Source organism: Streptococcus sp. HF-100 (assembly GCF_015594635.1).
GTDB lineage: Bacteria > Bacillota > Bacilli > Lactobacillales > Streptococcaceae > Streptococcus > Streptococcus vaginalis.
Map to the genome: position 1 here is coordinate 25,765 of NZ_JADNQV010000001.1, position 24,789 is coordinate 50,553.

Consider the following 24,789-nt stretch of genomic DNA (forward strand, 5'->3'; position numbering starts at 1 on the left):
GAAATCTGTGCAAGTGAATCTTATGGAATGATCTTTTACACAGAAAAAAGGATGAGACAAAATTGCTCAACCTTTTCTTTGATTTCTTTAGATCAATGACTGGAAGCAGCAGAAGTAGCATCTGCCTCACTCGTACTCTCGCTGTGACTACCTGTATCCGAAGCACCGGAAGTTGCATCAGCTTTAGCCTGTCCTCCTGCAGGAGCGAATGGACCGCTTCCGCCAACTAGCTGCTGACCAGTTGTTTCCAAGTACCATTCCAGCCATGGTCTGAAATTAAAGACAATTTCATTGATCCCAGCGTAAGAGCCGTCTGGATAGTACATGGCCTGATAATTGTGTGTATTTAAAACTGGTGAATACGGATTTGGAATCAGGGTGCGGACATATTCTTGATTGCCGTTACGCAAGGTTCCGACCACCCACTCTACATTTTTCATTCTGCCAGCCGGAAGTGAATTGTGAACCGTTGATAGGCGGTTTCCTGACTGAGATGGTACACGTTTTGCCAGCATGGTATCAGGGTCTTGATGTGCATTGTTGTAGTAGAGGAATTGGTTGTTGTCATCGGCGTAAGTCAGTTCAAAAGGCATGGATTTCAAGAACATATTAATCTGATCCACCGTTAAAATACCGTGGTCTAGTTTTACATAGGTATCTCCTGAGACAGCGCCCACCATGGCAGCGGCTTTTTCAACCCATTCAGGATCATCTGGGTCAATGCCTTGAATCGTTGTTGCGATAGGTTTGGTAACATCTAAATTTTCTGGTTCAATTGGTTTTGGTTTTTTCAATTTTGAAACGACCTCTACATATTTCATAAAATTATCCAAGCAGGTTTCAAGGAATTTGACGGTTCCTTCGTTGGTAATATTTCCCTCATCGTCAAAGGCTTCTTTGGCTTTTCCAAGCAGAAATTCATTTCCGGGAAGAGTATAAGCATTGACACCTGGTGCGTCGAGAATTTTGCGTAAATGGACCTGTGCGCGTGAAGTTCCTTGATCGTAGTAAGAAGCGCCCACAATCATGACAGGCTTGTTTTCAAATGGATGAACTTCAAATGACAGCCACTCAAGCACGCTTTTCAGAGCGGCGGTAATGGTATGGTTGTGCTCAGGTGTTGCGATAATGACTCCGTCTGCACGGGTAATTTTGTTGTATAGGAGGCGAAGCTGGAAAGATTCGTCCCATTTTTCGTCTTGATTAAACATCGGAACTTCATCAATTTCCAAGACTTCCAATTCAAATTTTAGTTTAAAATGTCTTCTGATAAATTCCAGTAATTTACGATTATACGATTGCTCTGCATTTGAGCCTACAATTCCTACAAATTTCATTGCGTCATTCTCCTTTACTTACAAGTTTTCCCAGTCGAAGTTTTCAGCTTCTTTGTGCAATAATTCCTGCGCGCTGGATAGTTTCTCGGTAATTTTCACAAAAAGGCGGAAATCATCAAAGAGTGCATCTAATTTCTGAATGGTTTCAAGGTCGATGAGATTGCCATCTTTATCAAATGCCTGCAGAGAGTGCGACAGCAAAAATTCAGAGCCAGGCATGACGGAAGCTTTCAACTCAGGGGCATCCAAAATCTGGCGAAGCTGTAACTGTGCACGAGATGACCCCAATGTTCCATAAGAGGCGCCTGTAATCATCACTGGTTTATTGAGCAGTGGATAAAGGCCGTAAGATAACCAAGCCAGAGCACTCATGAGCGAAGCTGGAATAGAGTGGTCGTATTCAGGCGTTCCGATAATGACCCCGTCAGCGGCTTCTATTTTTTCAGCGATTTCCGTTACAATAGCTGGAAGTTTTTTGTCTGCGGGTTTATTGAAAATGGGGATATCTTTGATTTCCACCAGTTCAATTTCTGCTTTATCCGCAAAATGTTTTTGCATATATTGTAATAGTTGGCGATTAGTGGAACGTTTTGAATTTGTGCCAACTAAACCGATGAGTTTTAACATAATTATTTCCTTTCCGATATTAAAATAGCAATTCTGGTTTTAAACCAGAAGAATAGAATAATTGATCGTCTTTTGTAATACCTAACGCTTCAATCTGTTCTTCTTTTTCAACTTGTTCTAGAATAGACGATGGGCTTTCGCCAAATAATCGGGTTGTCCAAATTTCACCGTCTACAGAGCGATTAGACACGATCGTTAAACTAGCGACATCTGTCTCCACAGGATAGCCTGTCTTGCTATCAAGAATATGGTGATAGGAATGTCCTTGTTTTTCAAGGGTTCGCTCATAAATTCCTGAAGTCACAACGGATTGATTTACGATAGGAAGAACAGCCAGATTATTCCCGCGGGTTAATTTGGGATGCTGGATTCCAATCCGCCAAGGACGCTTAGAAACTTGGTTGATTCCTAGGGTTAATACATTCCCGCCTAGATTGATGAGAGCAGAAGTCACGCCTTTATTTTTTAAGAACTCCATCACTTTATCAGCAATATAGCCTTTTGCAAGTGCTCCAAGGTCAATTTTCATTCCTTCTTTTGCTAAAAAAACACTAGAAGAAGTGGGGGCTAGTTTGATAGAAGCGGGATCTATCAAAGAAAGACAATGTTTTATTTCCTCTGGATTAGGAATTTTTGCATCTGGAAAACCAATTCGCCATGTTTGAACAAGTGGACCGATAGTAATGTTTAAATGACTATTTTGAGCTAAACTATGCCGTTTTCCTAACTCAATAAGCTCAAACAAATCCTCATGCACCTGAACCCATTGTTGTCCAGCTTGATGATTGATTTGCATCAATTCAGAAGTATCATCGTTTGCACTAAAGCGTTTTTCATACAGAAAAAGGAGATGGACAACTTCGTCAAGCAACGAGTCAGCTTGAGGATGAAGAATTGAAATCGTAATTGTCGTACCCATTAAATGAATGGAACGAGAGCTAAACTCCACCAGTATCACATCCCTTCTATCAATAAAAATACATGTCTATTATAACAGATAGATAACGTTTTCACAAATTTTTTTCTAAAATTTGAATACATTGAGATTAGGAATGAAATCATTCATGAAAAGTTCTTTTAAATTGATAGAAAATGTAATATTTTTCAGTTTTATGAGCAAATATATTGTAAACGCTAACACGTAATGTTATAATGTTTTAGTAAATTAAAAATTAAGGTAGGAATTGCTCTATGAGTAAAATTGTTGTTATTGGTGCCAACCATGCTGGTACAGCTTGTATCAATACGATATTAGACAACTTCGGAAATGAAAACGAAGTTGTGGTGTTTGACCAAAATTCAAACATTTCCTTCTTAGGATGCGGAATGGCGCTTTGGATTGGTAAGCAAATTGACGGCCCAGAAGGATTGTTCTATTCAGATAAAGAAAAACTTGAAGCAAAAGGTGCAAAAGTTTATATGGAAAGTCCTGTTTTGTCAGTTGATTATGACAAAAAAGAAGTGATCGCACTTGTAAATGGTCAGGAACATCTTGAATCTTATGACAAATTGATTTTTGCGACTGGTTCACAACCAATTATCCCGCCAATCAAAGGTGTCGAACTTGTAAAAGGAAATCGTGGATTTAAAGCGACTCTGGAAAACGTTCAGTTTGTAAAATTGTATCAAAACTCTGCTGAAGTGATTGAAAAGCTGAAAAACAACGAAGGCATCAATCGCGTTGCTGTTGTTGGAGCTGGCTACATTGGTGTTGAACTCGCAGAAGCTTTTGAACGCCTTGGAAAAGAAGTAATCTTGATTGACGTTGCAGATACTTGCCTTGCTGGTTACTACGACCGTGAATTGTCTGATTTGATGAGTCAAAACTTGGCAGATCATGGCATTACACTTGCCTATGGTCAAACTGTGCAAGCGGTTGAAGGTGAAGGCAAAGTTGAACGGATTGTAACGGATAAAGAAACGTTTGATGTTGACATGGTCATTATGGCTGTTGGCTTCCGACCGAACACTGCCCTTGGCGCTGGCAAGATTGAACTTTTCCGTAATGGTGCATTCCTTGTTGATAAAAAACAAGAAACAAGCATTCCGGGAGTTTACGCAGTTGGTGACTGCGCAACGATTTATGACAATTCTCTTGGTAAAATGAGCTACATTGCACTTGCTTCAAACGCTGTTCGTTCAGGTATCGTCGGAGCTTACAACGCAACTGGTCATGAATTAGAAGGCATTGGTGTGCAAGGCTCAAACGGTATCAACATCTACGACCTTAAAATGGTTTCAACTGGTTTGACATTGGAAAAAGCAAAAGCTGCGGGTTATAACGCAGTTGAAACAGGCTTCAACGACCTTCAAAAGCCAGAATTTATCAAACACAACAACCATGAAGTAGCTATTCGTATCGTATTTGATAAAGATACACGTGTCATCCTTGGAGCACAAATGGCTTCGCACGAAGATATCTCAATGGGTATTCATCTCTTCTCACTCGCAATCCAAGAAAAAGTGACCATTGATAAATTGGCATTGACAGATATTTTCTTCCTGCCACACTTCAACAAACCTTATAATTACATCACGATGGCAGCATTAACAGCTGAAAAATAAGAGCAAGATCTTGAGTTTACAAACCAGTTTCGTATGAGGCTGGTTTGATTTTTTATCTAGATTTCATTCTCCAAAACAATTTCCGCAAGCAAAAAAAATGAAAAATTATGCTAAAATGGAAAGAGAAAATATTCGGGAGGCAATGATGTCTGTTCAGACAGAAAAAGGAGTATCAAATACTAAGAAAGAATTCGCATTTACATCTAGTTCGATTATTCTGCAAGTTTCAAGAGGAATTTTAGTCGGGATTATCGTGGGTGCAATTGTTGGTTCTTTTCGTTTTTTGATTGAAAAGGGATTTCATATTGTTCAACATTTCTATCAACAAGGTCATGGCAATACCATTTGGTTTGTTTTCATTCTGCTGTTTTATGCTTGTGTCATTTGGATTAGTGCAAAATTAACGCTTTCAGAAAAGAATATTAAAGGTTCTGGAATTCCGCAAGTGGAAGCAGAGCTGAAAGGACTGATGAGCTTGTCATGGTGGAGTGTCCTCTGGAAAAAGTATATTCTAGGTGTTTTAGCCATTGCAAGTGGCTTAATGTTAGGACGTGAAGGCCCAAGTATCCAGCTGGGAGCAATGGGTGGAAAGGGAATTGCCAAACATCTTCATTTAAGCCCTGTGGAAGAGCGTTCTTTGATTGCTAGTGGAGCGGCAGCAGGGCTGGCAGCAGCTTTTAATGCTCCGATTGCGGGTTTACTGTTTGTTATTGAGGAAGTCTATCATCATTTTTCGCGTTTCTTTTGGGTCTCGTCTTTGGCGGCAAGTTTAACGGCAAATTTTGTTTCACTTATGATTTTTGGAATGACCCCTGTATTAAATATGCCAGATAATATTCCTCTGATGGGACTAGGGCAATACTGGCTTTATTTGTTGTTAGGAATTTTTCTTGGTTTTTCAGGATTTTTATATGAAAAAGTAGTTCTAGCTATGCCTCGCATTTATGATATGATTGGAGAAGTTTTGCACCTTTCTCCGCAATATTATCCTATTATAGCTTTTATTTTCATTTTGCCAGTAGGATATTTCCTTCCACAGCTTTTAGGCGGTGGCAATCAACTGGTTCTCTCTTTAACCAGTCAACACTATCTGCTATTAACATTAGTGATGTTTTTCGTTATTCGCTTTATCTGGAGTATGATTAGTTATGGTAGTGGGCTTCCTGGTGGTATTTTTCTCCCCATTTTAGCTCTTGGCTCTCTTTTGGGAGCAATTGTTGGTGTCGTTTGTGTGCAATTAGGCTTTGCAACACAAGAGCAATTTCCTATTTTTATTATTTTAGGTATGAGCGGTTACTTTGGTGCAATTTCTAAAGCTCCATTGACAGCAATTATCTTGGTGACTGAGATGGTTGGTGATATACGAAACCTCATGCCTCTTGGTTTAGTGACTTTAGTGGCATACGTTGTAATGGATTTATTGGGCGGAGCACCCGTGTATGAAGCTATGCTAGAGCGAATGCTACCAGATAACGTGGTAGATGAGGGCGAGACAACCCTTATCGAAATTCCAGTCTCTGAAAAAATAGCGGGTAAGCAAGTTCATGAGTTGGAATTACCAAGAGATATTCTAATTACCATGCAACACCACAACGGAAAGAACCAAACAGTGAATGGCAGCACGCGCCTGTATCTAGGAGATATGATTTATGTGGTATTGAAAAAATCAGATATTGGACGCATTAAAGATTTACTCTTGTAAAAGAGGGAGACCTCTTTTTTTAGAATCTGAAAGAACAACTCGCAATTTCCGAACGATAAAAAATATTATAAGTCATTATATTGTAATTTCTGTACCTTGTGTTATAATACTAAAGGAAACGTCAGGAAAGGCGTAGCGATGCGAAAGCATAGGTAGGTCATTTTTAGCGTAAGATTAAAGGAGAATGACATGCTGAACGAATTTCCTATTTTTGACTATGAAGATATCCAATTGATTCCGAATAAATGTATTATCAAAAGTCGCTCAGAAGCAGATACGACCGTTACTTTTGGGAAACACACCTTCAAACTTCCTGTTGTTCCAGCTAATATGCAAACAATTCTGGATGAAGATGTAGCAGAAAAATTGGCGAAAAGTGGCTATTTCTACATCATGCACCGTTTTGACGAAGCTGGCCGCATTCCTTTCATCAAGCGCATGCATGAGCAAGGACTGATTGCGTCTATTTCAGTTGGTGTGAAAAATTATGAATATGATTTTGTTAGCCAGTTGAAAGAAGATGCACCAGAATATATCACGATTGATATTGCGCATGGGCATTCAGATAGTGTGATTGATATGATTCAGCACATCAAAAAAGAACTCCCTGATACTTTCGTGATTGCAGGAAATGTCGGGACACCAGAAGCTGTTCGTGAGCTGGAAAATGCTGGAGCAGATGCAACCAAAGTTGGTATTGGGCCAGGGAAAGTTTGTATCACAAAAGTAAAAACTGGTTTTGGTACAGGTGGCTGGCAATTAGCGGCTCTTCGTTGGTGTGCAAAAGCTGCTCGCAAACCAATTATTGCGGACGGTGGTATTCGTACGCATGGCGACATTGCCAAATCTATTCGCTTTGGTGCTACCATGGTGATGATTGGTTCCCTATTCGCAGGTCATATCGAAAGCCCAGGTCAAACGGTCGAAGTAGACGGTGAACAATTCAAAGAGTATTATGGTTCGGCTTCAGAGTACCAAAAGGGCACGTATAAGAATGTGGAAGGAAAGAAAATTCTTTTACCAGTTAAAGGACATTTAGCTGACACTTTGGTTGAAATGGAGCAAGATTTGCAAAGTGCCATTTCCTATGCTGGCGGAAGAGACTTAGCTGGTCTTAAGCACGTAGATTATGTCATTGTGAAAAATTCCATTTGGAACGGTGATGCGCATTAACAATAAAATAATTACTTATTTATATTACGAATTTGGCGTAATGTTTCTACAAGGCACCTAATGTCTAACAATAAGTAAGTCTTCAACTTTCCTGCTATGTTTTTAGCAAGGAATTTTGTATTCAGTTGGGTAACCAATTGTTTTAGGCTTGCTTTTGGCAAGCCTTTTGTTTTTTCTAAAAGGAGATTTTATGAAATTATTAGAAGAACGTATCCTAAAAGATGGAAATGTTTTAGGAGAAAATATTTTAAAAGTGGATTCATTTCTGACTCACCAAGTCGATTTCAACTTGATGAAAGAAATTGGTAAAGTGTTTGCAACCTATTTTCGCTCGGCTGGTATTACAAAAGTTGTGACAATTGAAGCATCTGGCATCGCACCTGCTATTTATACAGCAGAAGCATTGGGCGTTCCGATGATTTTTGCGAAAAAGTCAAAAAACATTACTATGACGGAAGATATTTTGACGACAGAGGTCTATTCTTTTACCAAACAAGTGACAAGTACGGTCTCAATTGCAGGGAAATTTTTAAATTATCATGATAAAGTGCTTATTATCGATGATTTTCTAGCAAATGGGCAAGCAGCTAAAGGGCTTGTTAATATCATTGAACAATCAGGTGCCCATGTGGAAGCGATTGGTATTGTGATTGAAAAATCATTCCAAGAAGGAAGAAAGTTGCTAGAAGAAGATAAGCGAAAAGTTGTTTCTTTGGCTCGTATTCAAAAATTTGAAAATGGAAAAGTTGTATTTATGGAGGCTGATGCATAATGGAACTGAAAGAAGAAAAACATTCACAGGCAGCTGTCTTAGGTTTGCAGCACTTATTAGCAATGTACTCTGGGTCAATCCTTGTACCCATTATGATTGCTGGTGCGCTAGGTTATTCGAGCCAACAGTTGACCTATCTCATCTCCACAGATATTTTTATGTGTGGTGTGGCAACGTTTTTGCAATTGCAACTCAATAAATATTTTGGCATTGGCTTGCCAGTCGTACTTGGAGTTGCTTTTCAATCGGTTGCACCTCTGATTATGATTGGTCAAAAACATGGAAGCGGAGCCATGTTTGGAGCGCTTATCGTTTCCGGTGTCTACGTTCTTTTGATTGCAGGCATTTTTTCTAAAATTGCTAATTTCTTTCCACCAATTGTGACGGGCTCAGTGATTACAACTATTGGTTTGACACTTATTCCTGTTGCGATTGGCAATATGGGAAATAATAGTGAAAAACCAACTGCACAAAGTTTGCTGTTGGCTGTTGTCACGATTTTAATTATACTGTTAGTAAATATCTTTGCGAAAGGCTTTCTAAAATCCATTTCCATTCTGATTGGCTTAATTATTGGAACGATTATTGCCAGCTTTATGGGCTTAGTAGATTTTGCGCCAGTAACTCAAGCTCCTCTTGTACATGTTCCGACACCGTTTTATTTTGGAATACCTAAGTTTGAACTTTCATCCATCGTCATGATGTGTATTATCGCAACAGTTTCTTTGGTAGAATCAACAGGTGTTTATTTTGCACTTTCAGATATTACAAACGAAAAGTTAGATAGCATTCGTCTGCGAAATGGTTATCGTGCAGAAGGACTTGCAGTGCTTCTTGGCGGTATTTTTAACACTTTCCCTTATACAGGATTTTCACAAAATGTTGGTTTGGTCAAACTTTCTGGAATTAAAACACGGCTCCCAATCTATTATGCAGCAGGATTCTTAGTCTTGTTAGGATTGGTACCGAAATTCGGAGCTTTGGCACAAATCATCCCAAGTCCTGTACTCGGTGGTGCTATGCTTGTCATGTTTGGTTTTGTTTCTGTTCAGGGAATGCAAATGCTAGCACGAGTTGATTTTGAACACAATGAACACCATTTCTTGATTGCCGCTGTATCTATTTCCGCAGGAGTCGGCCTAAATGGAAGCAATCTTTTTAACAGTTTGCCAACTGGCTTGCAAATGTTTTTCTCAAATGGAATTGTTATGGCGAGCGTCATTGCGATTGTATTGAATCTTATTTTAAATCGTGAGAAGAGATAAAGCTTGGCAAGAGGCTGGGAGGATTTCCTCCTAGCTTTTTTGACTATTCTAAGTGCTTATAGTATAGTTAAGAGAGAAAGTATTGTTTGAGGAGATTGTATGTACCAAGCTCGCAATTTAAAAGAAAGAATGACCTTATTTATCTCGATTTTTTTGCCAATTTTGATTTATCAACTGGCCAATTTTTCAGCCTCGTTTGTGGATACAACCATGACAGGGCAATACCATACGTTGCATTTGGCGGGAGTTTCAATGGCGACTAGCTTATGGAGTCCGTTTTTTACTTTTTTGACTGGTATTGTCTCAGCCTTGGTTCCGATTATTGGACATCATCTAGGACAAAAACAGGAAGAAAAAATCGCTTCTGATTTTTATCAGTTTATTTATTTATCTCTCGGCTTGTCTCTTCTCTTGTTTGGGCTCGTTTTTCTAGGTGCACCGCTTGTTTTGTCCAATATTGGATTAGAACCATTAGTAGCAGAAGTCTCTATACACTACCTCTGGTATTTGGCATTTGGTATTATCCCTTTGCTTTTATTTAGTGTTGTACGCTCTTTATTAGACGCATTAGGATTGACAAGATTATCCATGTATCTTATGTTGCTCTTGCTACCGTTGAATGCCAGTTTTAACTACATTTTAATTTATGGAGCATTTGGCTTCCCAGAAATGGGCGGAGCAGGAGCGGGGCTAGGGACTTCATTGGCTTACTGGGTGCTGTTAGTCCTTTCGGTGGTAGTTGCCAAAAGACATCCTAGAATAAAAAAATATCAATTATGGAAAATTCGTCCTTTAGACAAAAAAGAGTTGCTGGAAGGGATTCGTCTCGGTTTTCCTATTGGCGGAACTGTCTTTGCAGAAGTTGTGATATTTTCAGTCGTAGGTTTGCTTATGGCTAAGTTTTCTTCGTTAATCATTGCCAGCCACCAATCTGCTATTAGTTTTTCCAATCTTATGTATGCTTTTCCTATGAGCATTTCTAATGCTATGGCGATTATCGTTTCTTACGAAATTGGCGCAAAGCGTCTAGACTATGTCAGAAAATATTGTGTTTTGGGAAGATTGACTGCGCTTGGGTTCGCTGTTTTCACGCTGACATTTTTATATCTTTTCCGTTATCAAGTCGCTTCATTATATGGAACCAACAAAGAATTCATTCGTCTGACATCGGTTTTCTTAACTTATAGTTTGTTTTTTCAATTAGCAGATACTTTCGCAGCGCCTCTTCAAGGAATTTTACGTGGTTATAAGGATACAAAAGTGCCATTTTATTTGGGATTGATTGGCTATTGGGGGGTGTCGCTACCAGTTGGGTTACTATTGGATCACACGACAAATTTAGGTCCCTTTGCTTATTGGATTGGTTTAATCTCTAGTCTGGTCGTTAGTGGCATTTTATACCAACTTCGTCTTAATCATATTCAAAAAAGAAATTAGCTTAAATGTTGCATCTACATCATTTATCATTCTGAATAAAAAAAAGAATCTCAGATTTTTATCCAAGATTCTTTTTTTTGTTATTTTGTACGCATTTCACCTTGTGGGAAATAAGTCCCTTCTGGCATGTCGTTGATGATGACATGAACAGCAGATTGTGGCGCGCCAGTATTTTTCACGATAGCAGCAGTAACTTCTTTTGCAAGAGCTTTCTTTTGTTCTAACGTGCGTCCTTCAAATAAATCAATTCTGACAAATGGCATGTGGTTTCTCCTTTTTATTTTTGATATTTTTATTTTATCACAAATTAGGTTTTAAAGCGTGTCAGAATGTGGTAAAATAAGAAGTATTAAAAATTGGAGAATTTGGAACGAATTAAAGAAAATGGCTCAGTTGTATTATAAATATGGCACGATGAATTCGGGCAAAACAATCGAAATTTTAAAAGTAGCACACAACTATGAAGAACAAGGCAAAGGTGTTGTCATTATGACGAGCGCACTTGATACACGTGACGGTTTTGGCGTTGTTTCTAGTCGTATCGGAATGAAGCGAAAAGCAATTGCAATAGCAGAAGATACTGATATTTTCCACTTTATTCAGGAAATGCCCGAAAAGCCTTATTGTGTATTGATTGATGAAGCGCAGTTTCTATCTCGTCGTCATGTCTATGACTTAGCGAGGGTAGTTGACGAATTAAACGTACCAGTTATGGCTTTTGGTTTGAAAAATGATTTTCGCAATGAGTTATTTGAAGGCTCGAAATATCTCTTGCTTCTAGCAGATAAAATTGATGAGATTAAAACAATTTGTCAATTTTGCTCCAAAAAAGCAACCATGGTATTAAGAACAACGAATGGTAAGCCGGTCTATGAAGGTGAGCAAATTCAAATCGGTGGGAATGAAACATATATTCCTGTCTGTCGGAAGCATTATTTTAAGCCAGAAATTGACGAAATGAAGAGTTAAGGAGAGGTGTAGCAAACGATGAATATTTATGAACAACTACAAGCCGTTGAAGATCGCTATGAAGAGTTGGGGGAACTTCTGAGTGACCCAGATGTTGTTAGTGACACCAAGCGTTTTATGGAATTGTCCAAAGAAGAAGCGAGTACACGCGATACGGTAGCAACTTATCGTGACTATAAAAGGGTGCTCCAAAACATCACAGATGCCGAAGAAATGATCAAAGACGCTTCTGGCGATGCTGATTTGGAAGAAATGGCAAAGCAAGAGCTCAAAGATGCAAAAGCTGAAAAAGAAGAATACGAGGAAAAATTGAAAATTCTTCTTTTACCAAAAGATCCAAACGATGATAAAAACATCATCTTAGAAATTCGTGGTGCAGCAGGAGGTGATGAAGCCTCGCTCTTTGCCGGTGATCTTCTGACAATGTATCAAAAATACGCCGAATCGCAAGGATGGAAATTTGAGGTTATGGAAGCCTCCATGAATGGAGTCGGTGGCTTCAAAGAAGTAGTAGCGATGGTTTCTGGTCAATCCGTTTATTCCAAACTAAAATACGAATCAGGTGCTCATCGCGTACAGCGTGTCCCAGTGACAGAAAGCCAAGGACGGGTTCACACTTCGACAGCAACAGTCTTAGTTATGCCTGAAGTTGAAGAAGTGGAATATGATATTGATCCAAAAGATCTTCGGATTGACATTTATCACGCTTCTGGTGCTGGAGGTCAGAATGTCAACAAAGTTGCAACAGCCGTTCGGATTGTTCACTTGCCGACAAATATCAAGGTTGAAATGCAGGAAGAACGAACCCAACAAAAGAATCGTGATAAAGCTATGAAGATCATCCGTGCGCGTGTAGCGGATCATTTTGCGCAAATTGCGCAAGACGAGCAAGATGCCGAGCGGAAATCAACTATTGGTACTGGAGACCGATCGGAGCGGATTCGTACCTATAATTTTCCACAAAATCGTGTGACAGATCACCGTATTGGTTTAACGCTGCAAAAGCTAGATACGATTTTAGCTGGAAAATTAGATGAAATCGTGGACGCCTTGGTATTGTATGACCAAACACAAAAACTAGAAGAATTGAATAAATAATGAAATTAGCTCAAATTCTTGCTGAAATGGAAAAACAGCTTGAAGCAGTTGGCGAAGAAGCTGAAAGCCTCTCCTTTACCTTTCGGTCTTTGAGAAACTTATCCTTCACCCAATTTGTGCTGAAAATGCAAGCAGAAGCAACAGCAGATGATATAGAATTACTGAAAAAGATTCAATCTCAATTATTGGTTCATAAACCTGCCCAATACATTATTGGGAACGCAGCATTTCATGGACATTCGTTCAAAGTAGATGAACGAGTGCTAATTCCCCGACCAGAAACCGAAGAATTGGTCAACCTTATCTTGTCTGAAAATCAAAATAGCAGTCTGAAAGTTTTGGATATTGGCACTGGAAGTGGAGCAATTGCTCTATCTTTGGCTGCTGAGCGTGCGAATTGGCAGGTCACGGCTTCCGACATTTCCCAAGATGCTCTGGATTTGGCGCAAGAAAATGCGGAAGCAATTGATGTAGCGATTGATTTTGTTCAGTCTGATTGCTTTCAGGCGATTACAGGAAAGTATGATATTATTGTATCCAATCCGCCCTATATTTCAGAGACGGACAGAGAAGAAGTAGGACTAAATGTCCTTGCTTCAGAACCTCATCTTGCTCTTTTTGCTGAAGAAGACGGGTATGCTGTTTATCTAAAAATTGCTGAGAACGCCCAAAAACATTTGACAGAAAAAGGTAAAATCTATCTCGAAATTGGCTACAAGCAAGGGGAACATGTAAAAAAATTATTTGAGTCTGCATTTCCAAAAATGAGAATTCGCGTCTTGCAAGATCAATTCGGAAAAGATAGAATGGTAGTGGTAGATAATGGATAAAATTGAGGAAATACTGAGCAGCGGAGGAGCGGTCGTGCTGCCAACAGAGACTGTATATGGTTTATTTTGTAAGGCACTGGACGAGCAGGCCGTCAGTCATGTCTATGACTTAAAAGGTAGACCTCGCGAAAAGGCCTTGAATTTAAATGTTTCAAGCTTAGAAGAAATTTATCAATTTTCCAAACATCAGCCTCAGTATTTAAAAAAGCTCTATCAAGCCTTTTTACCCGGTCCTTTGACCATTATCTTACAAGCTAATGAACAAGTTCCGATTTGGGTAAATTCAGGTATGAAAACAATTGGTTTTCGTGTCCCTAGTCATCCTAAAACATTGGACTTGATTAGAAAATTTGGACCTCTCATTGGTCCGTCCGCAAATTTATCTGGAAAGAGTAGCGGAGTAAACTTCCAGCAAATTATGACCGATTTCAATCACGAAGTTCTTGGTATAGAAGATGATGCTTTTCTAACAGGACAGGATTCAACTATTTTGGATTTATCTGGTGAAACAGCATATATTCTACGCCAAGGTGCTGTCACTTGCGAAGAAATTCTCGCTAAAATTCCAGAAATTCACTTCTAAACCTTGACTAAATAGGTTTTAGCCCCGCTTTAAGAGAAGGGAGACTCTTATGATTTTTAACCATAAAGACTATAAAGAATATGACGCTGAGCTTTGGGAAGCCATTGCTGCAGAAGAAAAACGTCAGCAAAACAATATTGAATTGATTGCTTCAGAAAACGTTGTTTCAAAAGCTGTTATGGCAGCACAAGGTTCTATTTTAACCAATAAATATGCCGAAGGTTATCCAGGCCGTCGTTATTATGGTGGTACGGACGTTGTGGATGTGATTGAGACATTAGCAATTGAACGTGCTAAACAAATTTTTGGAGCACAATTTGCCAATGTCCAACCTCACTCAGGCAGTCAGGCGAATTGTGCGGCTTATATGGCCTTAATTGAGCCAGGTGATACAGTAATGGGAATGGATCTTGCAGCAGGCGGACATTTGACACATGGCGCAGCTGTTAGCTTCTCTGGGAAAACCTACAACTTTGTACCTTATAACGTTGAGCCTGAAACGGAACTTTTAGATTTTGATGCTATTTTGGCGCAGGCTAAAGAAGTCAAACCTAAATTGATTGTTGCAGGTGCTTCTGCCTATTCACATATTATTGATTTTGCTAAATTCCGTGAAATTGCAGATACTGTCGGAGCCAAACTCATGGTAGACATGGCTCATATTGCCGGTTTAGTTGCTGCTGGTTTGCATCCAAGTCCAGTACCGTACGCACATATTACGACAACTACCACTCATAAAACCCTTCGAGGACCTCGTGGCGGCTTAATTTTGACCAATGATGAAGAGTTGGCGAAAAAGATTAATTCCGCAATCTTCCCAGGAATTCAAGGAGGACCGCTAGAGCATGTCGTGGCAGCTAAAGCAGCTGCTTTCAAAGAAGTATTGGATCCAGATTTCAAAGTTTATGCTCAGCAAATTTTGGATAACGCTAAGGCAATGGTTCAAGTATTCCAACAACATGGTAATTTCCGTGTTATTTCAGGCGGTACGGAGAATCACCTTTTCCTTGTGGATGTGACCAAAGTCGTTGAAAATGGAAAAATCGCTCAAAACCTTTTGGATGATGTCCATATCACTCTCAACAAAAACTCTATCCCTTATGAAACCTTATCTCCATTTAAAACAAGTGGCATTCGTATTGGAACTGCAGCTATTGCAGCTCGTGGCTTTGGGGTAGATGAAAGTATTAAAGTTGCAGAATTGATTATTAAAACTTTAGAAAATGCAGAGAATGAAGCTGTTTTACAGCAGGTTCGTGCAGAAGTTAAAGAATTGACCGATGCCTTTCCACTATATGAGGACTGAAATGGACATTTACGTAAAAAAAGCTATTATTCATCAATTTAGTCCATCAGACACCGACCTTCTTTTAGCAGATAAATATCTTAATATTACTCCAAAAATTGAAGAATATCTTCGCAAGAAGATTGAACGTGTCTATTCAGATGAGGCCAAAACGGGCATTTTTACCGAAGATAATGTCTTTTTATCACATATTACAAAAGACCTTTTAGAAACCTCTGTTAGTGTTGCCAATTTATGGAAAGAGGAATTTTTGGTGAGCGAAAATCAGAAAACCAACGATTTGATTTTTGTTCAATTTGACAAGGAAGGAGTAGAGCATTTTGCTTTTTTGCGTATCGCTCTGCGGGAAACCCTCACCCATTTAGGTGGAGAAGTAGAAAATCCTATCAAGATTACCCAGAACAACTTGCCGGGATTTGGTACAGGTGCTGATGAAGCCTTGGTCATCAATCTTCAATCGCGTAAATACCATTTGATTGAAAAACGGATTAAATATAATGGTGCTTTTCTCAATTATTTTTCTGATAATCTATTACAAGTCCATCCTGAAATTTCTCCCAAGAAATCTATTAAAGCCTTAGAAAAAACGGCTCAAAAAGTTGCAGAGAGCTTTCATCAGGATGATTTTCAATTTCAATCCAAGGTTAAATCGTCTATTTTCAAAAATTTAGAAGAAAATGATGAATTGTCTCCAGAAAAATTAGCAGATGACTTATTTGATAACAATCTGACAGCTCGTTTGACTTTTATTGATCAGGTTAAGGAAACAATTCCAGAAACTGTTAAATTTGAAGAAATTGATAGTAGTCGTCAGAAGAAAAAATTTGAAAACCAAAAGCTCTCTCTTTCAAATGGGATTGAACTCATTGTCCCCAATAACATCTATCAAGATGCAGAATCTGTAGAATTCATACAAAACGAGAATGGAACCTATTCCATTCTCATCAAAAACATAGAAGATATCCAAAGTAAATAATGTTTAAAATTCTTAGAAAATTGATCCTTCTCATTCTTTTAATCTTTGTTGGTTACAAGCTTGTTCAAGTTCATCATGATGTCAAGCAAGTGATGACCTACCGTAGCTTAGTGAGAGAAGTGCTAGACGAGCAAGATACTGCAGCCAATGAAGAACTTGTCCTTGCTATGATTTATACTGAAACAAAAGGAAAGGTTTCTGATGTCATGCAATCTAGCGAGAGTGCGACAGGTCAGAAAAACTCTATTTTAAATAATAAAGAAAGCATTCGCCAAGGTGTTCAAACGTTATCCACTAATTTAAATGTAGCTCAAGAAAAGAAAGTAGATGTTTGGACCGCTGTACAAGCCTATAACTTTGGTCGAGCTTACATTGATTACATTGCAAAACACGGTGGCGAAAATACCCTTGATTTGGCAAAAAAATATTCCAAAAATATTGTTGCACCAAGTTTAGGAAACGTGACTGGAAAGACATATTCTTATTATCATCCCATTGCACTCTTACATGGTTCTAAACTCTATATCAATGGAGGAAATTTCTATTACTCTCGTCAAGTTCGGATGAATATGTATATCATGAAAGTGATGAATTGGTTTTAATAAATCAAAAGGTTAGAGAGCTTTGTTTTCTAACCTTTTTAGATTAGTAATAGAAAACAGCAAAAAGATTGTTTTTTCTAAATATTTAAAATATTTCATATTTCTACTTTTATTTTTAAAACGAGAGTGCTATAATAATCACGTAGAATTCTATAATAATCAAAACGGAAGGATTTGAAAATATGAATTTTTCAGGTAAAACAGCAATTGTTACCGGTGGTGCAAACGGAATTGGCAAAGAAGTTGTTCGCGGTATTGTTGAAGGTGGTGGTAATGTCATTATTGCCGACATCAATCAAGGAGCAGCTGAACGAGTGATTGCCGAATTTGGAGCAGAACACACGAGCTTTACTTATATGGATTTAGGAAATCATGAATCTATTGTAGAAGCAATGAACAAAATAATCGCAACAGCTGGTAAAATTGATATCTTAGTCAATTGTGCTGGTGTTATTAGTGCGAAACCATTTGAACAATTAACTTACGATGAATGGGAACGCACCATTCGTATTAACCTATCTGGTTGTTTTTCAACTATTAGTACTATTTTCCCACATTTTATTGAACAAAAGGGGGGAAGAATTGTTAATGTTTCCTCAGTAGCTGCAAAATTAGGCGGTGGTTTGCTTGGAACAGCTGCTTATGCGTCTTCTAAAGCTGGTTTGAACGGTCTTACAAAAGCAGTAGCAAAAGAAGGAGGCAAATATGGTATTGCATGTAATGCGGTTTGTCCTTCTTTTACACGAACGGATATGACTACTGTATTGTCAGAAGACCCTGAAAAGAGTCAGCGTGTCATCAACATGATTCCACTTGGACGTCGTGCAGAACCTGTTGAAATTGCTCAAATGATTCTTTTCTTTGCTAGTGACTTAGCCAGCTTCGTGTCTGGAGAAATCGGTGATTGTGATGGCGGTATCACGCTGGATGGCTAATTTTTTATCGAAAATATGTATGGCATTCAAGCCTTGTTAAATAAAAACAAGGCTTGAATATATAGAGGAAATATGATTATGAAAATTTTTAATAAGAAAATTAAGATTCCTGGTGATACAATTATTGTTCCCATGTTTATCGGCTGTGTGATAAATACATTTTTCCCTCAAGTGTTGAAAATTGGAGGTTTTACAACCGCTATAGTTCAGGGAGCTGGTCCGCTCGTTGGAGCTTTTCTATTCTTTATAGGAGGAACAATCTCGTTAAAGAACACTCCAAAAGCTGTTGGGCGTGGAGCGGCTATTATCACATCTAAGATTGTCGTTTCAGTTGTTTTAGGTCTGTTGGTAGCAAAAGTCTTCAATGATAATTTTTTAGGTTTAAGTGCTTTGGCGATTATTGGAGCTATGTCTGTCGCTAATAACGCTATGTATGCTGGAATTGTAGAAGTTTACGGAAATGAAATTGATGCAGGTGCTGTTGGTATTACTACCTTAAGTGTTGGACCAATGGTGACAATGGCAGCTCTCAGTAGTGCTGGTCTTGCTAACATTTCTATTTGGAGTTTAGTAGGAACTATTTTACCACTTGTTTTAGGGATTGCATTAGGAAATGCTTTTCCATATATGAAAAAAGTTCTATCAAATGGTGTGACAGCAATTATTATCATTGTTGGATTCTGTTTAGGAGCCAACATGAGCTTTATGCAAATTATTCAAGGTGGTTTACCAGGTATTATACTCGGAATCATTACAACCTTAGTTGGAGGCTTCTTTGCTATTTTTGCAGATAAAGCTACAGGTGGATCAGGAATTGCTGGTGCAGCTATTTCAAGTACAGCAGCTAGTGCCATAGCTACTCCAGCAGCTTTATCGGCTGTAGATGCTTCCTTTAAAGCTGTTGAAGCTACAGCTACCACCCAAATAACAGCATCCGTTATTGTAACAGCGATTTTAACACCAATTTTGACAGCTTGGGTAGCTAAACGTGTAGATACTACAAAACAAGCGAAAACAATGAATTGATTTTAAAAGTTCACTTGTTGTTTGATGATAACGTTTAATAGTTTACTAAAGGGGAGTTTTTGGGACTTTCCTTTTTTACTATTCAACAAATCGCCTTAAATCCAAAACGTCATTTCAAACAAATCAATTGTCATTTATATTGTTACATGTTATACTTAAAAATATATCTCACAGAAAGAAAAGCTAAACATGATGAAGAAAATAGCCCTAATTACAGGAATTTTAACAATTTTGATTGCTATTTCTACTTTTTTATTTTACCGTGTCAATGCTGAAGGGAAATTAGACAGACAGAAGTATGTGCAATCAACTACTCCAACCCTATTCTTTCATGGTTATGGAAGTAGTGCCAATGCTGAGCGACACATGACGAATGCAGCAAAAAAAACAGGAGTAACAAAAACAGTTATTCGAGCAAATGTTGATAGAAATGGTGCAGTTACGTTGAGGGGAGACATTCCCAAAGGCGCTATCAATCCAATCGTAGAAGTGAATTACGAAGACAATCGCAATCCTATTGATGTTGGACGATATGCAAAAGCTGTCGTCAGCAAGCTACAGGAAAAGTATGGCTTTACAAAAATGAATATGGTAGGTCATTCTTTAGGAAATATGTCGATTTTGTATTATCTTTTAGAACATGCTCAAGATGAGAACTTGCCACAGCTGCAAAAACAAGTGAATATCGCAAATTTCGCTGCCGGTTTAGAAGCTATGGGCTTATCATCTGATGTGAAAGTTGACAAAACAACTGGTCAGCCTAATCAAATTACGCAAACTTTCCAAAGATTATTACCATTACGTGAAGTATTCCCACAAAATCAAATTGATGTGCTAAATATCTATGGAGATTACAAAAATGGCTCAGACGGTTCTGTTTTAAATGCTTCATCTCGCAGCTTGAAATATTTGGTTGCTGATAATGCCAAATCTTATCAAGAAAAGAAAATTACCGGCAAACTAGCACAACATAGCCAATTACATGAAAACCAAGAAGTAGATAAAATACTGATTCAATTTTTGTGGGGAAAATAAACTGACAAATTTAAAAGCCAAACTTCAAGAAATAAAAAGTTTGGCTTTTTTGTTTTTATTCCCACTCGATAATTATAAAGACGTTCCGTGTGTTGATTTACTAATAAGTAATACAGATTCTAGCAGGGAATTTAGCAGGGAATTTTAAAAGAGGACAAGTGCTTCATGAATCAAAAATTAATAGCGATAGATTATCTATCTAAGCATGTTGAAGAGAACATTGAATTTGACAATATCAGTTACGAGAGCAATGTTTTTGACTATATAGAATTAGATGAAAAACTACTTCCTAGTGAGTATCAAAAAGTCTTTGAAGGAAACATAGTCAAAGTAGATATCTACATGTATGATGCAGTATATATTTACTTCATAAGTTTACTAGATTCTCCTCAAATAGGAAGTTTACTGGGAGTGGCAAAGGAACGCCAGTTGTTAGAATATAAATTTCTTAAAGAAAGGTAAGTAAGATGTTTGGTTTAATCTTAGTTTTAGAAGTAATAGCTTTAGTAGCTAAATCTGTTTCGAATGAGTTAAAGAGAAAAAAGTAATCTGTCTAAAATAGGTGTATCTATAATTGACTATGACAAGTAGGATGAGTTATTTATCTGCGTTGTAAAAAATACATGACAAAAAAAGGGGCAAGCGATGAAAATAGGATACATTAGAGCATCAACTAAAGATCAAAACCTGGCTAGGCAGATTGAAATGATGAAACAAGAGGGCGTTAATAAGGTATTCAGTGAAAAAGTAAGCGGTAAAGATATGAACCGTAAAGAACTGAAAGCTCTATTAAAGTTTGCAAGGGAAGGAGATGAAATTATAGTATCTTCTCTCGATAGATTAGGTAGAGACTATCAAGATATAAAAGAGATTGTGAGGCAATTACAACAAAGGTGCATCAAGCTAACTATAATTGATGCGCCTTTTTTAAATTTTAATACAGGAAACAATACACTGGACACTGCTATGTTTGATATGTTTCTATCATTGTTAGGTTATATAGCGCAAAATGAACGTGAAAAAATCTTAGAAAGACAGCGCCAAGGTATCAAGTTAGCTAAACAGCGTGGTGTTTATAAAGGGCGTCCTATACAGTATCATGAACACGCTAAAAATGCTAAAGACAGATTAATCTATCACAATGTTAAACGAATGCTTGAAGAACATGTTCCAGTTACACAAATTGCTAAAGAAAATGGAATATCAAGACAGACGGTATATATTATTCGAAAAAGGCTTGATTGACGGAATGCTTCCTAATTGTGAAGTCCTGACTGGTTCTCTGATTTTGTCTAGGTCATTTGACAGTTGATTTGTCCTGAAAAGGATAGTTAAATTTATTGTAGAGGAGAATATTAATAATGGCGTTAGAACAAACACAACCTAGTGATTGGAATAAGATTTATATGGAGTTAGCTACATTGATTGGAAAAGAAAATGCTATGCTTTTGTACACCCATTATAGAGGAGCAAATATTAATTTCCCCATGAGATTATTATCAAAGGAGGGATTACAGAGAATAGTGTGTGCAGAATTTAACGGAAATAATTCAGGAGAAATTGCAAAAAAATATGGCTATTCAGTTAGACATATTAATAGAGTGGCACAAGAAAAATTACATTAAATAAGTTAAGGAGATTAATAAATGTATTGTAGAACATGCGGAAAAGAAGTAAATCAAAATGCTGAATTTTGTTTAAACTGTGGAGTAAATCCACAGAGCGGAAATGCTCACTGTCATAACTGTGGAGTAAATACAAATCCAGAACAAGTTGTTTGTGTAGCATGCGGAGTCAATCTTGAACAAAGGAATGCATCAAATGGTTACAACAGTGCAGAAAGCTCTAAAGCTTTCTGCAAAAGTTGTGGAAGTAAAGTTAATGAGAAAGCTGAGATATGTATGACTTGTGGTATTAATCCATTAAATGGTCATAATTATTGTCAAAATTGTGGAGCTCCAACCAAAGCTGAGCAAGAAATTTGTACTTCATGTGGTGTAAGAGTTAGCGGTATGAAGATTAATAGTAGAGCAAGAGGTAGAGAATCATTTGGCTCTACTATGGGAAGTTTCTCATATGGATCATACTCCGAATACTATCAAAATGAATTTTCTGCTATAGAAAGAAGTAATGAAGAATATCAAGGAAAGTTTAATTGGTTGGCATTTTTGTTCACACCAATTTGGTTACTTACAAAAGGTATGTGGCAACTAGCGTTAATAGTTTCTGTCATTTATTTCTTTCCCCTTGTTGGAGTTCTGGTTGCTCTAATTTTTTGTTTCTTAATTGGACGCAAGGCGAACTATCTATACTATAGAAAAGAGAAATATGGAGAGCAATTACCGAAAGATTGGAGTATATTCTTCGATTTTATTAATCAGAAATAGTAGAACATAATTCTAACAATAAAAAAAGACACAGCACTCTTTTGAAAAGGTGCTGTGTCTTTTTTATTTACTGTTAAAAATATAGGAGAGTGCACCAAATTGAAACATATGGAGAAAGTTAAAGAGATATTGCAACACCTAGCCTACCCTATCGATTACTCACAGATAGTCAGCGAAAGCTATGAATTACTTGTATCTGAATTAGATAGAAGTTTATTACCTGTCGATTATGATAAATTTCTTAAAGTTGACATAGTGAGAGTGTATTATTATGTTTATAAGGACGAGATTGTATATATAATTACTGACGTTAAAAACGATATACCGATTATAACTGGATTGTTAGTCGATAATAAATTACAAGTATATATCATAGATTAGGAGAAGTAAGTATGTTTTGGCAAAAGAATTGTACTAAATATTATTATATTAGTAGCAACCTCATACCTTAATGAATTTCAGCAAGATAGAAATGAGAAAAAGAAGACATATAATGGCAAAAAAACATTCAAGCGTTAACATCAAAATAGAAATTGTGGAGTCAAGTAATAAACAGCATCGATACGTTCTTAGCAAACAATGGAATAATAAACCTATGGTTACAGTCCTAACTTTATATCCTAGTTCTAGCAACTTAGTCGGGGACGATATGACAATGATGCTGATCACTCAAAATGTCTATAAGTTAGGATATGGTGGTTTCTATAGTGTAAACTTATTTTCTAAATACAATATTGATAAGAGAAACTATTTGAAAGCAACTAATGTTGATAATGATTATCATATAGTAGAATGTATAAAAAATTCTAGTGAAGTAATATTTGCTTGCGGTTCGTTACCTTTTAAAAATAAACAAGTTGCTAAAAGATTGTATAAAATTAATCAAATATTAGAAGATAATCAACTAAATCAAAAAATAAGATATTTGACAGACAGATACCAAGAAATAAATTTCCATCCATTAGCTAGTAAGGTAAGAAAAAGTTGGATTTTAAGATGCTAAACTATTTTCTTAATCAAAATTTTGTTATAATTATAATATAACTAATTACAATTTTTAAGAGGTATTCAAACGATGAATATAACATTTCAAGATATTATAGATAATCTTTTTTTTGTACATATGAAGTTCAATAAACAGACGAATACGAGAAAAGTGGTTATTTATAATAATGATTCTGATAACAAAAATACTGCTATTCGAAACCGCCTTCTTTCCAGTCTTGTAATTTTATGTTTTTCGCGGGAATTTACGACTCATTACGAAGAGGTACTAGACTGGTTTGATTTTTCTAAGAATCAGGGGAAAAAACAGAACACACTCAAACATGTAAATGAATTCGCAGAATTTAAAGTACGTATTAATAGCAAGGAAGTTCCTGATAGATGTATCGGATACCTCGTCTACATGTTATCTTCATTTTTTCACTTGAATGATTTATTGGATGATTTTTATTATATTTTTGGTCGTAAGCTGACCTATGAAAAAGAACAATTTGAAATACAAACATGGGAAAGTATCATAAAAGATGATTTTTTATTTTCTATACTTCTTTTTGGGTTAGATAATTTAATTGATATACAACAAACATCAAAATCGTCAAAAGATTATTTTGACAACTTAATAGAGACCTATCGTAAATATCAAGATTATTATCTAGAGACAATAACTGAGTCAGGACTTCCAGTTAAAGAGCATTTTAAGAAAGCACTAAGTGCAGAGCTTGCTATTGAACAACAGATAGTATTAAATGATAATCGTTTTTTTGATTATATTAAAGATATGAGCTCCGAAGAAATTCAAAGGACTAAGCAAATAATATTGAGCTTATTTGCATTAACAGTCTCACCAGAGTTAGTGGATGAAATACATGAAGATTCAATTCTCAGAAACCAAGTAAGAGATGGTGCTATTATTATTGAGCAGGCTCTAAATTACCTCTTTACTTCATCAAGAAGCCTAGAAGAGTATCAAAAATTCGAACTAGAAAACAAGCAATATCACTATATTAACTCTTCAATTTCATTGTCTTTAAAAGACGTAGTATCTGATAGAGTTTTATCTCTGCTCCCGCTTCCCTTTTTTCCTGAATAGTTCTTTATCATAAACCACTGAAAATGTCAACCCCAATCGTTAGCGATTGGGGGTTACTTTTTGTTTAAT

Annotated in this window: 26 protein-coding genes and 1 riboswitch; of the genes, 22 read left to right on the forward strand and 4 right to left on the reverse strand. The window is 37.1% G+C overall.

Annotated elements, in window-relative coordinates; translation table 11 throughout:
• Nucleotides 1–92: 92 nt before the first annotated feature.
• Genes IYQ23_RS00135 through IYQ23_RS00145 form a run of 3 tightly spaced genes read right to left on the reverse strand, consistent with a single transcriptional unit; the run spans nt 93 to nt 2,913 of the window.
• Entirely contained in the window at nt 93–1,337 is a 1,245-nt protein-coding gene (locus IYQ23_RS00135) for an NAD(P)H-dependent oxidoreductase (protein ID WP_106384781.1), read from the reverse strand.
• Nucleotides 1,338–1,355: 18 nt separating this feature from the next.
• Nucleotides 1,356–1,964, reverse strand: coding sequence for an NADPH-dependent FMN reductase (locus IYQ23_RS00140; RefSeq protein ID WP_195672776.1), 609 nt, complete (start codon nt 1,962–1,964; stop codon nt 1,356–1,358).
• A 19-nt stretch (nt 1,965–1,983) separates the two neighbouring features.
• A complete protein-coding gene (locus IYQ23_RS00145; protein WP_195673736.1) occupies nt 1,984–2,913 on the reverse strand; it encodes an FAD:protein FMN transferase in 930 nt (309 codons plus the stop codon).
• Between the two features lie 242 nt (nt 2,914–3,155).
• Between IYQ23_RS00145 and nox the strand changes: the two genes are divergently transcribed.
• From nox to IYQ23_RS00175, 6 genes are all read left to right on the forward strand, one after another.
• On the forward strand, nt 3,156–4,529 hold the full coding sequence (gene nox, locus IYQ23_RS00150; protein ID WP_195673737.1) for a H2O-forming NADH oxidase: 1,374 nt from the start codon (nt 3,156–3,158) through the stop codon (nt 4,527–4,529).
• A gap of 145 nt (nt 4,530–4,674) precedes the next feature.
• Entirely contained in the window at nt 4,675–6,231 is a 1,557-nt protein-coding gene (locus tag IYQ23_RS00155) for a ClC family H(+)/Cl(-) exchange transporter (protein ID WP_195673738.1), read from the forward strand.
• A 189-nt stretch (nt 6,232–6,420) separates the two neighbouring features.
• Nucleotides 6,421–7,404, forward strand: a complete 984-nt coding sequence (guaC, locus tag IYQ23_RS00160; protein WP_106384777.1) for a GMP reductase — start codon at nt 6,421–6,423, stop codon at nt 7,402–7,404.
• Nucleotides 7,400–7,495: riboswitch (purine riboswitch) on the forward strand. Its footprint overlaps the gene before it by 5 nt.
• 99 nt (nt 7,496–7,594) lie before the next feature.
• Nucleotides 7,595–8,176 (forward strand): xanthine phosphoribosyltransferase, encoded by a 582-nt coding sequence (locus IYQ23_RS00165; RefSeq protein ID WP_022525823.1) that lies wholly within the window; start codon nt 7,595–7,597, stop codon nt 8,174–8,176.
• Nucleotides 8,176–9,441 carry a nucleobase:cation symporter-2 family protein gene (locus IYQ23_RS00170; RefSeq protein ID WP_195673739.1) on the forward strand — a complete coding sequence of 422 codons (1,266 nt, stop codon included), beginning with the start codon at nt 8,176–8,178 and terminating at the stop codon, nt 9,439–9,441. Before IYQ23_RS00165 ends, IYQ23_RS00170 begins: the two co-directional genes overlap by 1 nt.
• A gap of 99 nt (nt 9,442–9,540) precedes the next feature.
• A complete protein-coding gene (locus IYQ23_RS00175; protein ID WP_106384776.1) occupies nt 9,541–10,878 on the forward strand; it encodes an MATE family efflux transporter in 1,338 nt (445 codons plus the stop codon).
• A gap of 80 nt (nt 10,879–10,958) precedes the next feature.
• On the opposite strand, the gene IYQ23_RS00180 is transcribed toward IYQ23_RS00175, so the two are convergent.
• On the reverse strand, nt 10,959–11,159 hold the full coding sequence (locus tag IYQ23_RS00180) for a 4-oxalocrotonate tautomerase (protein WP_256381276.1): 201 nt from the start codon (nt 11,157–11,159) through the stop codon (nt 10,959–10,961).
• Between the two features lie 103 nt (nt 11,160–11,262).
• On the opposite strand from IYQ23_RS00180, the gene IYQ23_RS00185 reads away from it, so the two are divergent.
• From IYQ23_RS00185 to IYQ23_RS00260, 16 genes are all read left to right on the forward strand, one after another.
• On the forward strand, nt 11,263–11,847 hold the full coding sequence (locus IYQ23_RS00185) for a thymidine kinase (RefSeq protein ID WP_003024566.1): 585 nt from the start codon (nt 11,263–11,265) through the stop codon (nt 11,845–11,847).
• 18 nt (nt 11,848–11,865) lie between these two features.
• The gene (gene prfA, locus IYQ23_RS00190) at nt 11,866–12,945 is read left to right on the forward strand and encodes a peptide chain release factor 1 (RefSeq protein ID WP_003024565.1); all 1,080 of its coding nucleotides are present in this window, start codon (nt 11,866–11,868) and stop codon (nt 12,943–12,945) included.
• Nucleotides 12,945–13,775: a peptide chain release factor N(5)-glutamine methyltransferase gene (gene prmC, locus IYQ23_RS00195; RefSeq protein ID WP_195673740.1), complete on the forward strand. Its 831-nt coding sequence runs from the start codon at nt 12,945–12,947 to the stop codon at nt 13,773–13,775. Before prfA ends, prmC begins: the two co-directional genes overlap by 1 nt.
• Nucleotides 13,768–14,358, forward strand: coding sequence for an L-threonylcarbamoyladenylate synthase (locus IYQ23_RS00200; protein ID WP_003034403.1), 591 nt, complete (start codon nt 13,768–13,770; stop codon nt 14,356–14,358). Before prmC ends, IYQ23_RS00200 begins: the two co-directional genes overlap by 8 nt.
• Before the next feature lie 49 nt (nt 14,359–14,407).
• Complete coding sequence (gene glyA, locus IYQ23_RS00205) at nt 14,408–15,664, forward strand: serine hydroxymethyltransferase (RefSeq protein WP_195673741.1); 1,257 nt, start codon at nt 14,408–14,410, stop codon at nt 15,662–15,664.
• Between the two features lies 1 nt (nt 15,665).
• Nucleotides 15,666–16,640 carry a nucleoid-associated protein gene (locus IYQ23_RS00210; protein WP_195673742.1) on the forward strand — a complete coding sequence of 325 codons (975 nt, stop codon included), beginning with the start codon at nt 15,666–15,668 and terminating at the stop codon, nt 16,638–16,640.
• The gene (locus tag IYQ23_RS00215) at nt 16,640–17,242 is read left to right on the forward strand and encodes a lysozyme family protein (RefSeq protein WP_084741048.1); all 603 of its coding nucleotides are present in this window, start codon (nt 16,640–16,642) and stop codon (nt 17,240–17,242) included. Before IYQ23_RS00210 ends, IYQ23_RS00215 begins: the two co-directional genes overlap by 1 nt.
• A 182-nt stretch (nt 17,243–17,424) precedes the next feature.
• Nucleotides 17,425–18,177: an SDR family NAD(P)-dependent oxidoreductase gene (locus IYQ23_RS00220; RefSeq protein WP_003029712.1), complete on the forward strand. Its 753-nt coding sequence runs from the start codon at nt 17,425–17,427 to the stop codon at nt 18,175–18,177.
• A gap of 78 nt (nt 18,178–18,255) precedes the next feature.
• Complete coding sequence (locus tag IYQ23_RS00225) at nt 18,256–19,203, forward strand: 2-keto-3-deoxygluconate permease (protein ID WP_080554330.1); 948 nt, start codon at nt 18,256–18,258, stop codon at nt 19,201–19,203.
• Nucleotides 19,204–19,392: 189 nt separating this feature from the next.
• Nucleotides 19,393–20,238, forward strand: a complete 846-nt coding sequence (locus IYQ23_RS00230) for an alpha/beta hydrolase (protein WP_003034530.1) — start codon at nt 19,393–19,395, stop codon at nt 20,236–20,238.
• Between the two features lie 165 nt (nt 20,239–20,403).
• Entirely contained in the window at nt 20,404–20,700 is a 297-nt protein-coding gene (locus IYQ23_RS00235; protein WP_003034423.1) for a hypothetical protein, read from the forward strand.
• Between the two features lie 183 nt (nt 20,701–20,883).
• Nucleotides 20,884–21,483 carry a recombinase family protein gene (locus tag IYQ23_RS00240; RefSeq protein WP_049480764.1) on the forward strand — a complete coding sequence of 200 codons (600 nt, stop codon included), beginning with the start codon at nt 20,884–20,886 and terminating at the stop codon, nt 21,481–21,483.
• 116 nt (nt 21,484–21,599) lie between these two features.
• Complete coding sequence (locus IYQ23_RS00245; protein ID WP_049480723.1) at nt 21,600–21,863, forward strand: Mor transcription activator family protein; 264 nt, start codon at nt 21,600–21,602, stop codon at nt 21,861–21,863.
• 21 nt (nt 21,864–21,884) lie between these two features.
• The gene (locus IYQ23_RS00250; protein ID WP_049480725.1) at nt 21,885–22,625 is read left to right on the forward strand and encodes a DUF2628 domain-containing protein; all 741 of its coding nucleotides are present in this window, start codon (nt 21,885–21,887) and stop codon (nt 22,623–22,625) included.
• A 493-nt stretch (nt 22,626–23,118) separates the two neighbouring features.
• A complete protein-coding gene (locus IYQ23_RS00255) occupies nt 23,119–23,628 on the forward strand; it encodes a DUF1643 domain-containing protein (RefSeq protein WP_049480729.1) in 510 nt (169 codons plus the stop codon).
• Nucleotides 23,629–23,700: 72 nt separating this feature from the next.
• Nucleotides 23,701–24,720 carry a hypothetical protein gene (locus IYQ23_RS00260; RefSeq protein WP_195673743.1) on the forward strand — a complete coding sequence of 340 codons (1,020 nt, stop codon included), beginning with the start codon at nt 23,701–23,703 and terminating at the stop codon, nt 24,718–24,720.
• The last annotated feature ends 69 nt before the right edge of the window (nt 24,721–24,789 follow it).